This window comes from Streptomyces sp. NBC_01255, assembly GCF_036226445.1.
GTDB lineage: Bacteria > Actinomycetota > Actinomycetes > Streptomycetales > Streptomycetaceae > Streptomyces.
The window spans coordinates 6,893,103-6,906,269 of the sequence record NZ_CP108474.1 but is presented as its reverse complement, the minus strand read 5'-3'; the positions used below and the strand labels follow the sequence as shown (position 1 = coordinate 6,906,269).

At 72.7% G+C, this 13,167-nt stretch carries 13 protein-coding genes; 10 read left to right on the top strand and 3 right to left on the bottom strand.

What is annotated here, in order from left to right:
- The first annotated feature begins 42 nt into the window (after positions 1 to 42).
- From hmgA to OG357_RS31270, 3 genes are all read left to right on the top strand, one after another.
- Positions 43 to 1,356, top strand: a complete 1,314-nt coding sequence (gene hmgA, locus OG357_RS31280) for a homogentisate 1,2-dioxygenase (protein WP_329624319.1) — start codon at positions 43 to 45, stop codon at positions 1,354 to 1,356.
- Positions 1,357 to 1,422: 66 nt separating this feature from the next.
- Positions 1,423 to 2,172, top strand: a complete 750-nt coding sequence (locus OG357_RS31275; protein ID WP_317593976.1) for a GntR family transcriptional regulator — start codon at positions 1,423 to 1,425, stop codon at positions 2,170 to 2,172.
- Positions 2,173 to 2,186: 14 nt separating this feature from the next.
- Positions 2,187 to 3,401 carry a type ISP restriction/modification enzyme gene (locus OG357_RS31270; protein ID WP_329624318.1) on the top strand — a complete coding sequence of 405 codons (1,215 nt, stop codon included), beginning with the start codon at positions 2,187 to 2,189 and terminating at the stop codon, positions 3,399 to 3,401.
- A gap of 7 nt (positions 3,402 to 3,408) precedes the next feature.
- On the opposite strand, the gene OG357_RS31265 is transcribed toward OG357_RS31270, so the two are convergent.
- On the bottom strand, positions 3,409 to 4,140 hold the full coding sequence (locus tag OG357_RS31265; protein WP_329624317.1) for a TetR/AcrR family transcriptional regulator: 732 nt from the start codon (positions 4,138 to 4,140) through the stop codon (positions 3,409 to 3,411).
- Positions 4,141 to 4,203: 63 nt separating this feature from the next.
- Here OG357_RS31265 and OG357_RS31260 point away from each other — a divergent pair, with 63 nt between their 5' ends.
- The 3 genes from OG357_RS31260 (at position 4,204) to OG357_RS31250 (ending at position 7,196) form a co-directional block, all read left to right on the top strand.
- Positions 4,204 to 5,142 (top strand): ATP-binding cassette domain-containing protein, encoded by a 939-nt coding sequence (locus tag OG357_RS31260; RefSeq protein WP_329624316.1) that lies wholly within the window; start codon positions 4,204 to 4,206, stop codon positions 5,140 to 5,142.
- Entirely contained in the window at positions 5,139 to 5,915 is a 777-nt protein-coding gene (locus OG357_RS31255; protein ID WP_329624315.1) for an ABC transporter permease, read from the top strand. The genes OG357_RS31260 and OG357_RS31255 overlap by 4 nt, the downstream gene beginning before the upstream one ends.
- Positions 5,916 to 5,999: 84 nt before the next feature.
- A complete protein-coding gene (locus OG357_RS31250; protein WP_329624314.1) occupies positions 6,000 to 7,196 on the top strand; it encodes a CaiB/BaiF CoA transferase family protein in 1,197 nt (398 codons plus the stop codon).
- A gap of 206 nt (positions 7,197 to 7,402) precedes the next feature.
- Here the strand turns inward: OG357_RS31250 and OG357_RS31245 are convergent, their stop codons facing one another.
- On the bottom strand, positions 7,403 to 7,675 hold the full coding sequence (locus OG357_RS31245; protein ID WP_317593982.1) for a hypothetical protein: 273 nt from the start codon (positions 7,673 to 7,675) through the stop codon (positions 7,403 to 7,405).
- 313 nt (positions 7,676 to 7,988) lie between these two features.
- On the opposite strand from OG357_RS31245, the gene OG357_RS31240 reads away from it, so the two are divergent.
- Positions 7,989 to 8,978, top strand: coding sequence for a protein kinase domain-containing protein (locus OG357_RS31240; RefSeq protein WP_329624313.1), 990 nt, complete (start codon positions 7,989 to 7,991; stop codon positions 8,976 to 8,978).
- On the opposite strand, the gene OG357_RS31235 is transcribed toward OG357_RS31240, so the two are convergent.
- On the bottom strand, positions 8,962 to 9,768 hold the full coding sequence (locus OG357_RS31235) for an SGNH/GDSL hydrolase family protein (protein ID WP_329624312.1): 807 nt from the start codon (positions 9,766 to 9,768) through the stop codon (positions 8,962 to 8,964). The two genes, OG357_RS31240 and OG357_RS31235, sit on opposite strands and share 17 nt — an antisense overlap.
- A gap of 658 nt (positions 9,769 to 10,426) precedes the next feature.
- On the opposite strand from OG357_RS31235, the gene OG357_RS31230 reads away from it, so the two are divergent.
- Genes OG357_RS31230 through OG357_RS31220 form a run of 3 tightly spaced genes read left to right on the top strand, consistent with a single transcriptional unit; the run spans position 10,427 to position 13,160 of the window.
- Positions 10,427 to 11,257, top strand: coding sequence for a glycosyltransferase family 2 protein (locus tag OG357_RS31230; protein ID WP_317601816.1), 831 nt, complete (start codon positions 10,427 to 10,429; stop codon positions 11,255 to 11,257).
- A complete protein-coding gene (locus OG357_RS31225; RefSeq protein ID WP_329624311.1) occupies positions 11,254 to 12,345 on the top strand; it encodes a glycosyltransferase family 2 protein in 1,092 nt (363 codons plus the stop codon). Before OG357_RS31230 ends, OG357_RS31225 begins: the two co-directional genes overlap by 4 nt.
- A complete protein-coding gene (locus tag OG357_RS31220; RefSeq protein ID WP_329624310.1) occupies positions 12,342 to 13,160 on the top strand; it encodes a polysaccharide deacetylase family protein in 819 nt (272 codons plus the stop codon). Before OG357_RS31225 ends, OG357_RS31220 begins: the two co-directional genes overlap by 4 nt.
- The last annotated feature ends 7 nt before the right edge of the window (positions 13,161 to 13,167 follow it).

The following is a 13,167-nucleotide window of genomic DNA, read 5'->3' as shown; positions in this document are numbered from 1 at the left end:
CATCCATAGGATTCCCTTGCGGGCTCAGGACAGGAGCGGGCGATGACCACGGAGCAGGCCAGGAAGACGGCCGAGGCGCTCACCTACAGCACCGGTTTCGGCAACGAGCACAGCTCGGAGGCGGTCCTCGGCGCGCTGCCGCACGGCCGCAACTCGCCGCAGCGCGCACCCCTCGGCCTCTACGCCGAGCAGCTCAGCGGCAGCGCCTTCACCGAGCCGCGGGCGCACAACCGCCGCTCCTGGCTCTACCGGATCCGCCCCTCGGCCGCGCACCCGCCGTTCACGCGGACCGACGACGGCGCGCTGCGCGGGGCGCCCTTCACCGAGACCGTGCCCGACCCCAACCGGCTCCGCTGGAACCCGCTGCCGGAGCCGGCCCCCGGCACCGACTGGCTCGCCGGCCTGTGGACCCTCGGCGGCAACGGCGACGCGACCCAGCGCACCGGCATGGCCGTGCACCTCTACCACGCCAACGCCTCCATGGAGCGGGTCTTCGGCGACGCCGACGGCGAGCTCCTGATCGTCCCCGAGCGCGGCGGCCTGCTCCTCCGTACGGAGCTGGGCCTGCTCGCCGTGTATCCCGGCGAGGTCGCGCTGATCCCGCGCGGCGTCCGTTTCCGCGTCGAGCTCCTCGAAGAGACCGCCCGCGGCTACGTCTGCGAGAACTACGGGGCACCTTTCCAGCTCCCCGACCTCGGCCCGATCGGCGCCAACGGCCTCGCGAACGCCCGCGACTTCCGAGCCCCCGTCGCCGCCTACGAGGACGTCGAGGGACCGGTCGAGGTGGTCAACAAGTACTGCGGCCACCTCTGGTCGGCGACCTACGGCCACTCCCCGCTGGACGTCGTCGCCTGGCACGGCAACCACACCCCGTACGTCTACGACCTGCGCCGCTTCAACGTCATCGGGACGATCTCCTACGACCACCCCGACCCGTCGATCTTCACGGTCCTCACCGCGCCGTCCGACACCCCGGGGCTCGCGGGCGTCGACTTCGTCGTCTTCGCCCCGCGCTGGCTCGTCGGCGAGGACACCTTCCGCCCGCCGTACTTCCACCGCAATGTGATGAGCGAGTACATGGGCCTCATCGAGGGCGCGTACGACGCCAAGGCCGAAGGCTTCGTGCCCGGCGGCGGTTCGCTGCACAACATGATGTCCGCGCACGGCCCCGACCGGGAGACCTTCGACAAGGCCAGCGCGGCGGAGCTGCGGCCGCAGCGGATCGACGACGGCCTCGCCTTCATGTTCGAGACCCGCTGGCCGGTGACCGCGACCCCGCAGGCCGCGAACGCCGACCATCTGCAGAAGGGGTACGACGACGTATGGCAGGGTCTTGAGCGCCACTTCCGGCCGTAGTGTCCCGGCCGTAAGCCCTTAGGCCCTGATCCGCCGAACAGGCCCTAGCCGTCGTACGGAGAACACGTGACCGCCTTCGCCCCCGACTCGCTGGTCCTGAACCGCAAGCTGCCGCTCTGGTATCAGGTCTCGCAGTCGTTGCGCGCCTCGATACTGGGCCGCACGCCCGACGCCTCGCTGCGGCTGCCCACCGAGGAGCAGCTCGCCGCCCACTACGGCGTGAGCGTGCTGACCATGCGCCAGGCCCTCAAGGAGCTGGAGGAGGAGGGCCTGATCAGCCGGCACCGGCGGCGCGGCACCTTCATCGAGCCGGGCGCCCGCCGCTCCACCCCGCGCCGGCTGCTCGGCTCGATCGACGCGATCGTGGCCCAGCAGTCGGGCGAGCGGACGACGGTCCTCGGGCACGGCGCCGGACCGGTGCCGGGCGAGCTCACCGAGTACTTCCCGGACGTGACGGAGGTCGTGGCGTACCGGCGGCTGCGCCGTGACGGGGAGACCGGCGAGCCGACGAACTGGGTGGAGAACGCGGTGCGGCCGGAGCTCGCCGCCGCGATCGACCCGGCCGACCTGGAGCGGTGGCCGATGACGAAGGTGCTCCGGGACGTGGTCGGGGTGCGGATCAGCCGCATCACGGACACGGTCGAGGCCCGCCTCGCCGACCCGGAGACGGCGGGCCTGCTCCAGGTCCCGCTGCTCTCGCCGATCCTCCACTACACCGGCGTGACCTACGACGAGGACGGCAGGGTCGTCGACGTGGCCCGCATCCGGTACCGCGGCGACCGCTTCTCCTTCACCGTGACGGTGGAGGCGCACTGACAGCGCTGGTTAGCATGCGGGGCGTGACGGAAGCCTCGGGTTCGGACGACGACCTGCCCCTCCTCGACGACCTCATGCCGTGGTCCGTCGCGCCGCTGCGCTTCGGGCGGTCCTGGATCGTGGCGCCGGACGTGCGGACGCTGCGGGTCCGCTGGGACCGGCTGACCGCCGCCGAGGGGGCCGAGCGCGAGGCGCTCTTCCGGCCGAGCCGGGCCCGGACCCCGTCGAGCGCGGTGGCGGCCCTGCCCGGTCAGCGCACCGGGACCGCGCGCTTCGCCCGCGAGTCGGGCCCGTGCCCGGAGCCGGTGCGCGTCGCGCACGGGCCGTTCGACGAGCAGTGGCTGCTCCCCGACCACCGGCTCATCGACACCGCGCGCCCCGAGCTGTGGCGGGTCGCCGGGGAGCCGCAGATCTTCGCCGTCGAGCAGGGGTACGTCCCCGGGGCGGGCGGCCCCGCGCTCCTGGTGACGGCCGCGCTGCCCGAGGGGCGTTCCCCGGCGGGCCGTCCCGGCCGGATCCGCCCGCTGTTCCGGCGCCCCGGGGGCCGCGAGCCCAATCTCGCCCCCGGCCTGCTCCCCTTCCTCACCGACCGGTACGGGCACGAGGTCGACGCCCGCGAGTGGCTCGCCTGGACGCTGGCGGCGGCTGCCCCCTCCCCCGCCGGGTGCCGCGTCCCGCTCCCCGCGGACCCGGAGGTCTGGGCGGCGGGCGCGGCGCTCGGCCGGGAGCTCGCCGACGTGCAGCTGCGGGGCGCCCTGAGCGGGTCGAAGCCGAGGCTGCCAGGCGGGCGGCGCCCCTATGTGCGGGCGGCGGTCCCGGCGCGGCCCGGGGACGTGACGTACGACGCGGGGGACGAGGTCCTGGGCCTCGGCGAGGGCCGGATCTCCCCCGTACCGGCGGAGGCCTGGGAGTTCCGGGTCGGCGGGGTGCGTGTCCTGGAGCAGTGGTTCGCACACCGGACGGCGGTGGCGGAGCCGGGCTCCCTGGAGGCGCTCGGCCCGGCCGCCTGGCCGCAGGAGTGGACCTCGGAGCTGCTCGACCTGGTCACGGTCCTGGCGCTGCTGGGCGCGCGGGAGCCGGAGCGCGCCGCCTTCGCGACGGCCCGCGCGGTGTCCCGGGAGGAGCTGCGGGCGGCCGGGGTGCTGCCGGTGCCGGACCGGGCCCGCCGCCCCGCGTCCGTACTGGACCATCAGGAGGAGGGCCCGGAGGGCCAGTTCGCCCTGCTGTAGCGGCGTCTCAGGCAGTCGCCGGCACGAAGGAGTCGAGCACCCGCCCCAGGGTCCGCTCGAAGACCTCCTCGGGGTCGAGCCGTTCGACCCCGGACCCGGCGAGGACGGAGGCCAGCCGGGGGTAGCCGCCGCCCGCGATCTGCCGCATCAGATAGGCGGTGCGGACGGCCTGTTCCTGTTCGCCGGACCAGGGCAGGGAGCGGGCGCGTTCGGCGAGGGCGATCTCGTTGGCGACGATGGTCATCACCGTGCCGTTGACGCTCGCGATCAGTTCCATCTTGGTGCCGCCGGGCAGGTCGAGGCCGTCCAGGCAGCCGAGGCAGTGCTCCAGGAACCGCAGGGCGTTCGGGCCGTAGGCGTAGCCGGTGGTCATCAGCCGGATCACCCAGGGGTGGCGGTGCAGGATCCCGCGCGCCTGCCGGCCCATGTCGAGCATGTCCGCGCGCCAGTCGCCGCCGGACGTGCCGAGCGGGTCGGAGAGTGCGTACTCGGCGCTGACGGCGTCGACCATCAGCTCGTACAGGTCCTCCTTGCGGGGGACGTAGTTGTAGAGCGACATCGTGCCGCAGCCGATGTCGCCCGCGATGCGGCGCATCGAGACCGCGTCGATGCCGTCGGCGTCGGCGATGCGGACCGCGGCGGCCACGATGTCACTCCTGTTGTACGCCGGCTTCGGGCCTCGGCCCGCGCGCTCGGGCCGCGCCCAGATCACTTCCGGTTCGGCCGCTCGGCCCGCCATGGATCATCACCTCGCCCCCCATCCTAGTTACGTACACCGTACGTAGTGGGGTATGGTCGCGCCATGACTACTACGTACGCTGTACTTAGTGAGGGTCTGCAGAAACGGTACGGGGAGGTCCACGCCCTGCGCGGGCTCGACCTGGCCGTCCCCGAAGGCACGGTCTGCGGCGTCCTCGGCCCCAACGGCGCCGGCAAGACCACCGCCGTCCGGATCCTGACGACCCTGGTCGCACCCGACGCGGGCAGCGCGCGGGTCGCCGGGCACGACGTGGTGCGCGACCCGGCGGGCGTACGCCGCAAGATCGCGGTCACCGGCCAGTACGCCTCCGTCGACGGCGACCTGACCGGCGCCGAGAACCTCCGGCTCTTCGCCCGGCTCCTGCGCGCCCCGCGCTCCCGCGCCGACGAACTCCTGGAGCGGTTCGGCCTGACCGCCGCGGCCGACCGGCCCGCGCGCACGTACTCGGGCGGGATGCGGCGCCGCCTCGACCTGGCCGCGAGCCTGCTCGTCCGGCCCGACGTCCTCTTCCTCGACGAGCCGACGACCGGACTCGACCCGCACAGCCGGAACGGCATCTGGGACGCCGTACGGGGGTTGGCGTCCGAGGGCACGACCGTCCTGCTCACCACCCAGTACCTGGAGGAGGCCGACCAGCTCGCCGACGACATCGTCCTGATCGACGACGGACGGGTCGCCCAGCGCGGCACACCCGCCGAACTCAAGGCGCTCATCGGCCACTACGCCGAGGTCGTCGTCGCCGACCCCGCCCTCCTGGAAGCGGCCGCCGCCGTCCTCGACCGGCTCACCGGCGCCGCCCCCGCCCTGGACGCCGAGCGGCGCACGGTCGGCGCGGTGACCGCGGACACCACGCTCACCCTCCCCCGGATCGTCCGCGAGATCGACGCCGCCGGGGTCCACATCGTCGACGCCTCCCTGCGTCCGCCCACCCTCGACGAGGTGTTCCTGCGCCTCACCGCCCGGAAGGAGTTCGCCGCGTGAGCGCACTCGTGCACGACGGGACCGCCGTCCTCGGCCGCCACCTCCAGCGGATCCGGCACGCCCCCGCCATCACCGTCATGACCCAGACGATGCCGATCGTCTTCCTCCTCTTCTTCGGGTACGTCTTCGGCAGCGCGCTCTCCATGCCCGGCGCCGAGTACCGGGCCTATCTGGTCCCCGGCATGCTCGTCGCCACGGCCGCCGGCGGCCTGATGACCGGCATGTTCCAGGCCGCGCAGGACTCGCACCGGGGCGTCATGGACCGCTTCCGGACCCTGCCCGTGAGCCGGGCCGCCGTCCCCCTCGGACAGGCGCTCGCCGACCTGGTGGCGAGCGCGGTCGGCACGGTCCCGCTGATCCTCGTCGGGCTCGCGATGGGCTGGCGGATCGAGGGCACCGCCCTGGAGGCCCTGGGCGCCTTCGGCCTGCTGCTCCTCTTCCGCTTCGCGACGACCTGGATCGGCATCCTGCTCGGCCTGGCCTCGCAGAGCGAGGAGGCGGCCGGCCAGCTGGGCAGCGCCACCTTCATGCTGCCGCTGCTCTCCAACGCGTACATCCCGACGGACGGCATGCCGGGGTGGCTGCGGACGGTCGCCGAGTGGAACCCGATCTCGGCGGTCACCACGGCGGTACGGAAGCTCTTCGGCAACGCGCCCGTACCGGCGGACGCCGCCTGGCCGGTTGCCCACCCGGTGGCGGGGGCGCTGCTCTGGTCGGTGGCCCTGATCGCGCTCTTCGCCCCGCTCGCGGTCCGCCGCTACGCCCGGCGCTGACCCCCGCCCGGCGCTGACCCCCGTCAGGGGACGTGACGCATCCCCTGATGACAGGTGAAGCCCGGCAGGGTAGGCAGGGCTGTCATGAGCACTCAGCCACTCCCCCTCGAAGGGATCACGGTCGTCGCCGTCGAGCAGGCCGTCGCCGCCCCCTTCGCCACCCGGCAGCTCGCGGACCTCGGCGCCCGTGTCGTCAAGATCGAGCGCCCGGACGGCGGGGACTTCGCCCGGGGGTACGACACGGCCGCCCGCGGCCTCGCCTCGCACTTCGTCTGGTGCAACCGCGGCAAGGAGTCGGTGGCGGTCGACCTCAAGGACCCCCGGGGCCTGGCGCTGGCCCGGCGCCTGGTGGCCGGCGCCGACGTCTTCGTCCAGAACCTGGCGCAGGGCGCCGCGGCCCGGCTCGGCCTCGACGCCGCCACGCTGTGCGCCGCACACCCGCGGCTGATCGCCGTGGACGTCTCGGGGTACGGGGCGGCCGGACCGTACGCGCACAAGCGGGCGTACGACATGCTCGTCCAGTGCGAGGCGGGCCTCGTCTCGGTGACCGGCACCCCGGACCAGCCGGTCAAGTCGGGAATCCCGGCGGCCGACATCGCCGCCGGGATGTACGCCTTCTCGGGTGTCCTCGCCGCTCTCGTACGGCGCGGCACGACCGGGCGCGGCGGTCCCGTTGAGGTCTCCCTGCTCGACTCGCTGGCCGAGTGGATGGGGCATCCGCTGCACCACGGGTCGCACGGAGGCACGGCCCCGGCGCGAACGGGGCTCGCGCACGCGGTGATCGCCCCGTACGACGCCTATCCGACGGCCGACGGGGGTCTGGTGCTGCTCTCCGTGCAGAACGACCGCGAGTGGCGACGGCTCGCCGAACAGGTCATCGGCCGCCCCGAGCTCGCCGAGGACCCGGCCTTCGCGACGAACACGGCCCGGGTCGCCGGGCGCGCGGCGACGGACGCGGTGGTGGCGGAGGCACTGGCCCCGCTCACGGCCCCGGAGGCGCTGGCGCGTCTCGACGCGGCGGGCGTCGCCTGCGCCCGGCTCAACTCGGTCGCGGAGCTCGCGGACCACCCCCAGCTGATGGCCCGGGACCGCTGGAGGCCGGTGGACTCCCCGGTCGGGCCGCTGCGTTCACTGCTGCCGCCGATCGTCTTCCCGGACGGCCCGGAGCCGCGCATGGACCGGATCCCGGCCCTCGGCCAGGACACGGACGAGGTCCTCGGGGAGCTCGGGGTGCCCGAGGCGGAGGTGAAGGAGCTCAGGAGCGCGGGCGTGATCGCCTGACGGCCACCCGGCACGCGGGGGCGGTCGACCGGCTGTACGCGAGGCGGTCGACCCGTGCGGACACGAGGACGGTCGACCGGTTCGGACACGACGGAACGCCGGACGGGCGGGGACACGTCCGGCGTCGTCGCGAGCCGAGTCGTACGGGAGAGGCCGGGCGGAAGCGGGCGGGCGACCTCGGGGTACGCGGCCCGGCCCCCGGCCCGCTAGCGGCGCGCGCCGAAGAGCGAGCGACGCAGACGGCGGAGCGGAGCGAAGAGCGAGACGCGCGCGCTGCGGCCGCGGTGACTGTGCACCGACGCCTCCGGCATACGCGACGTCAGTTCCCGCATCAGCAGCGTCGCCTCGGCCACCTCACGCTGGGGCACGGCGGGACCGCCGAGCACCGCGAGATGGCGGTCGAGGCGCGAACTCGTCGCGCTGCTCCCGCAGGTGATGGCAGGCACTCGCGGCCTGCTGCGCATTGCTATCTGTTCCATGTCACTCCCCACCCGTACAAGGGCACCCGGCCCGGGCAGGTTAACCCTATCGCTCCACCGTCACACCCGTGTATCCCGCCGACGGGATTCACCGCACCCGTACGAGGGTTGACGGTCACTGTGCGAATCCATCTGATTCCAGGGTGAGTTGGACAGGCCTCGAACACCTGTCGAACCGTCACGAACCATCCTGCACCCGGGGCCGCGACCTCCGCGCACGGAGACATGTGTGATCTCCGACACCAAGATCGTTCCCCTGTCCTGCCCCGTACGGACCGGAGTCGGACGGACACCGTTCGGTTACCGTGGAGGCATGACGGTGATCGCGGGTCGGTACCGGCTGCTGGACGTCCTCGCGGAAGGGGCGACGGCCACGGTCTGGCGCGCCCTCGACGAGACCCTCGTCCGCGAGGTGGCCCTCAAGGAGTTCCGCGCCCCGGCCGGACTCCCGGCCGACGAAGTCCCCCTCCTGTACGCGCGCCTGGAGCGCACGGCGCGGGCGGCCTCCCGGATCTCCCACCCCTCGGTGGTGACGGTGCACGGCGTGGCCACCGAGGACGGCCGGCCGTGGGTCGTGATGGAGCTGGTCCGCGGACTCACCCTCGCCGAGACGCTGGAGGCCGCCGGTCCGCTGTCCGCGCCGGAGGCCGCGCGCGTCGGCGCCGAGGTCCTCGCCGCGCTCCGGGCGGCGCGCGAGGCGGGTGTCCGCCACCCGGGCGTGGACCCCGGGCACGTCCTGCTCGCCAATGACGGACGGGTCGTCGTCACCGGATTCGGCACGGAATCCACCACCCGGCCGGAGGACGAGCCGGACACGGTGGCGGACCTGCCCTCCCTCGGGGCGCTCCTCGACGTGGCCACGGGAGGCCGGCCGGGGCCGCTGGCCGCCGTGGTGGAACGGCTGCGGAGCGAGGACCCGGAGTCGGCCCTGACCATGGATCAGACCGAGGAGGAGCTGCGGCGGATCGCCCCCGGGGCCACGCCACGGACCACGGGGCCCGTGAGGACGGAGTCCTCCACGCCCCGGAGGGGAGACGGCGACGGCGAGGGTCCGCGGGCCGGGAGTCCGCCTTCCCCGCCGGACCGTACGCCGCCGCCCCGGCGACCCTCAGGGCCCCGCCGGGGCCCGGTCCTCACGGCCGGGCTCGTCGGGATCCTGCTGATCACGGGGGCGTTGACGTACCACCTCGTACGGGACGGGGAACCGGGCACCGGTCCCGGTCCGGGCGGGGTCACGAGCACCGCTCCGGCCGGTCCCGGGTCCACGGGTACGGGGGACGGATCCGCTACACCGCCCCGTTGAAGGACGGCAGGTAGCCGCCCGACTGTCCGGCGGCGGTCGGGTGGTAGGACTCGCCGATGTTGAGCCAGTTGACGCTGTGCAGCCAGGCGGAGCCCGAGCAGATCTCGTGGCCGGTGAAGGTCGGGACGACGCTGGCGAAGGTGTAGCCGTGGTCGGCCGCACGCTTGGCCACGGCCGCGTTGAGGTAGTCCGAGGCGCCGTTGATGGCGCTGCGCTCGCTCTCGCTCAGCCCGGCGACGCAGTTGCCGCCCAGCTTGTAGAAGCGCGGGTAGCCGAGGACGACGACCTCGGCGGCGGGTGCCTTGTTCCTGATGGCCGTGTAGACGGAGTCGAGCTTGCCGGGCAGCGTCGAGTCCACGTACGCCTTGGCCTGATTCACGCGGTTGATACAGGTGGCCTCGGACTGCAGCACACAGGTCGTCATGACGTCGGCGAAACCGGCGTCATTTCCCCCGATCGTGACGGAGACCAGGTCGGTGGCGGCGGAGAGGGGGCCGAGCTGATTGGCGGTCACATCACCCGTTCGGGCGCCCGAGCAAGCCGTGAACGCGAAGGAGGAGGGGGCGTTGGCGTTCTTCCAGAGGACCGGAAACGCCTTCGTGGAGCGCTTGCAGTCGCCACTGGCGCTGTCATAGCTGCCGGCGCCGACACCGGAGGAGTACGAGTCTCCCAGTGCCACGTAGTCGAGGGCGGCGGTTTCGGCCGCCTGAGCCGCGCTCACCCCGGTGAGGGCGAGGACGGCACCGAGCAGGAGCGAGGACGAAAGGGCCGCGAAGCGGGACAGTCTCATGGAACCTCCTGTAGCAGGATCTCTGCGCTACCAGGTAGTAGCATCGGATCCGCCGGACCGGAAGTGTTCATGTCAAAACTGGGGATGAACTCCGGCGCCGCTCAGGCGATCCTCCGGTGGCAACCGTCGAGATCCGGCCACGGCAGGAAGCGGAACTTCCGCTCCCGATGAGCGATCGAACGGGATCGCGACACATTCACACAACAAACCACAGAAGTGTGATCCCGCATCACTGTTCCCTGCATGCAAACGGATTGATCGAATCCGATCGGGACAGTTGCGCATCTGACCGACGAAGCTTCGCCAAACTGCGGAAAAGCGGGCCACAGATCCGGGACTTGCCATACAGTCCCATTCATCAATACCGTCGTACATCTCACCCGCACAGGACCATCAAGCAAAGCGGCTCAGGGGAGGGCTCTAGCGTCGCGATGGCTCCGGTGCGGGGCGCGGTAGGGGGGTGCCGTGCTCGGTGTTCGCACGTGCGCCGAGTCGCGGGTACCGCGCGGCCAGTCATGCCAACTCGCCGATCCCGCAAGGGGATCGACCCTGTGGTCGATCCTGTGCGGGCGAGGCGAGCACCCCCCTTTCGAACCGGACACACCATCGGACCGCCCAAGGGGTGGGCGGCCCACCGGACGAGAGGGAATCCAGACCCATGAGCTCGTTCCTGCGCCCGGCCACTACGGGCCAAGAAATGACCGAGCCGAGTCGAATAGCGGCCCAGTATCGGGCCATCACTTCGCATTTGGCGATCACTCCCCCGGTGAGTGTCGTCATTCCCGCGATGAATGAGGCCGAAAATCTTCCGTACGTCTTCAAGACGCTGCCGGAATGGATCCACGAAGTCGTCCTCGTCGACGGAAATTCCACCGACGACACCGTGAATGTCGCCCGCGAACTCTGGCCGGACGTCAAGGTGGTCAAGCAGGTCGGCAAGGGCAAGGGTGACGCCCTGATCAGCGGCTTCGCCGCCTGCACCGGCGACATCATCGTCATGGTCGACGCCGACGGCTCGGCCGACGGCCAGGAGATCGTCTCCTACGTCTCCGCTCTCGTCGGCGGTGCCGACTTCGCCAAGGGCTCGCGATTCGCCAACGGCGGCGGCACGGACGACATGACGACCATTCGCAGACTCGGCAACTGGGCCCTCTGCACGCTCGTCAACCGCAAGTTCGGCGCCCGCTACACCGACCTCTGCTACGGCTACAACGCCTTCTGGCGCCACTGCCTCGACAAGGTCACGCTCGACTGCACCGGATTCGAGATCGAGACGCTCATCAACATCCGCGTGGTCAAGGCCGGCCTCAAGGTCCAGGAAGTGCCCAGCCACGAATACCTGCGCATCCACGGCGTGAGCAACCTCAACGCCGTGCGCGACGGGATCCGGGTCCTCAAGGTCATCCTGAAGGAGAAGGGCGTCCGCAAGGCGGCCCGCCGCCGGCCCGCCGCGTTCTCGGTCAACGTCCCCCGGGGAGAGGTGTCTTGAACGAACGCACGTCCCCGGGCGCCTTCTCGGTGGTGATCTGCGTCTACACGGAGGAGCGGTGGGAGGACATCCTCGCCGCCGTCGACTCCGTCCGGAAGCAGTCGCTGCCGCCGCTGGAGACGCTGCTCGTGGTCGACCACAACGAGCGGCTCCTGCAACGGCTCACCGAGGAGTACGCGGACGAGCGGCTCCATGAGGAGGTGCGGGTGCTCGCCAACGCGGGCCCCCGCGGCCTCTCCTCCGGCCGCAACACCGGGATCTCCGCCGCCCGCGGCGAGTTCGTGGCCTTCCTCGACGACGACGCCGTCGCCGAGCGGGACTGGCTCCACCACTTCGCCGCCGCCTACGACGGGCCCGAGGTCATGGCCGTCGGCGGCCGGACCCTGCCCGCCTGGGCCTCCGGCCGCCGCCCGGTCTGGTTCCCCGAGGAGTTCGACTGGGTCGTCGGCTGTACGTACCGGGGCCTGCCCCCGGGCCGGACCCGCGTGCGCAACGTCCTCGGCGGCAACGCCTCCTTCCGCCGCACCGCCTTCGACGCGGCGGGCGGATTCGCCACCGGCATCGGCCGGGACGGCGACCGGCGGCCCCTCGGCGGCGAGGAGACCGAACTCTGCATCCGGCTCGCCAAGGCACTGCCCGGGGCGATCCTGCTGATCGACGACCGCGCGGTCATCCACCACAAGGTGCCCGCCGTCCGTGAGCGCTTCGGCTACTTCCGCACCCGGGTGTACGCCGAGGGGCTCTCCAAGGCACTCGTCGCGCGGAGCGTCGGCGCGCAGAAGGGGCTGGAGTCCGAACGGCGCTACACCACACGGGTGTTGCCCGCGGGGGTCCTGCGCGGGGTGCGCGACGCGCTGCGCGGCCGGTCCGGCGGCGCGGGGCGGGCCGGGGCGATCGTGACCGGGGTGACGGTCGCGGCCGGCGGCTACGCGCTCGGCACGCTACGGGCGCGGCGGGGCGACCCGACGTTCTCCTGGGGACCGATCGAGCGGGCGGGGGACGGTGCGGCCGGGAACGGCACCACCGTTGACCGTAGGACCGACGACCGTACGGCCATGGACAGCGCCGTCGAGGGGGCCGCCTCATGAACGCGGAGGCGGAGACCGGAGCCGTACGCAACCGCGGCGTGCCCGTCCTCATGTACCACGCCGTCGACCGGGATCCCGCTCCCGCCACCCTGGGGCTCTCCGTCACCCCCGAGGCCTTCGCCGCGCAGATGGCGGTGGTCGCCGAACGCGGCTTCACCCCGCTGACGACCGCGGCGCTCGCCGACGCCTGGCGCACCGGCCGCCCGCTGCCCGCCCGGCCGCTCCTCGTCACCTTCGACGACGGATACGAGGGCGTGCACCGGCACGCCCTCCCCGTGCTCGCCGCGCACTCCTTCGTGAGCACCGTCTTCGTCTCCACCGGCTGGCTGCGCGGCAAGCACGACGAGGGCGGGGCGCTCGACACCATGCTCGACTGGGGGCAGGTGCGGGAACTGGCCGACGCGGGCACGGAGATCGGCGGCCACAGCCACACCCATCCGCAGCTCGACCAGCTCGACGCGCGGCGGCTGCGCTTCGAGACGCTGCGCTGCCGGGAGATCGTCGGCGAGGAACTCGGCAGCGCCCCGTCCTCCTTCGCGTACCCGTACGGATACTCCAGCCGGCGGGTCCGGCGCACGGTCCGGGAGGCCGGGTTCACGCAGGCGCTCGCCGTGGGCAACGCCCTGGCCTGCCGCGGGCAGGGGCCGTACGCCCTGGAGCGGGTCACCGTGCGCCGGTCGACGGGGATCAAGGAGTTCACCCGGCTCGTGGAGGGCCGGGCGGTCGCCTGGAACTTCGCGGCCGACCGGGCCGTGACGAAGGGGTACGCGCTCGTCCGGCGCGCCCGGGGTGTCGCACGGGGCCACTGGATCTGACGTACCG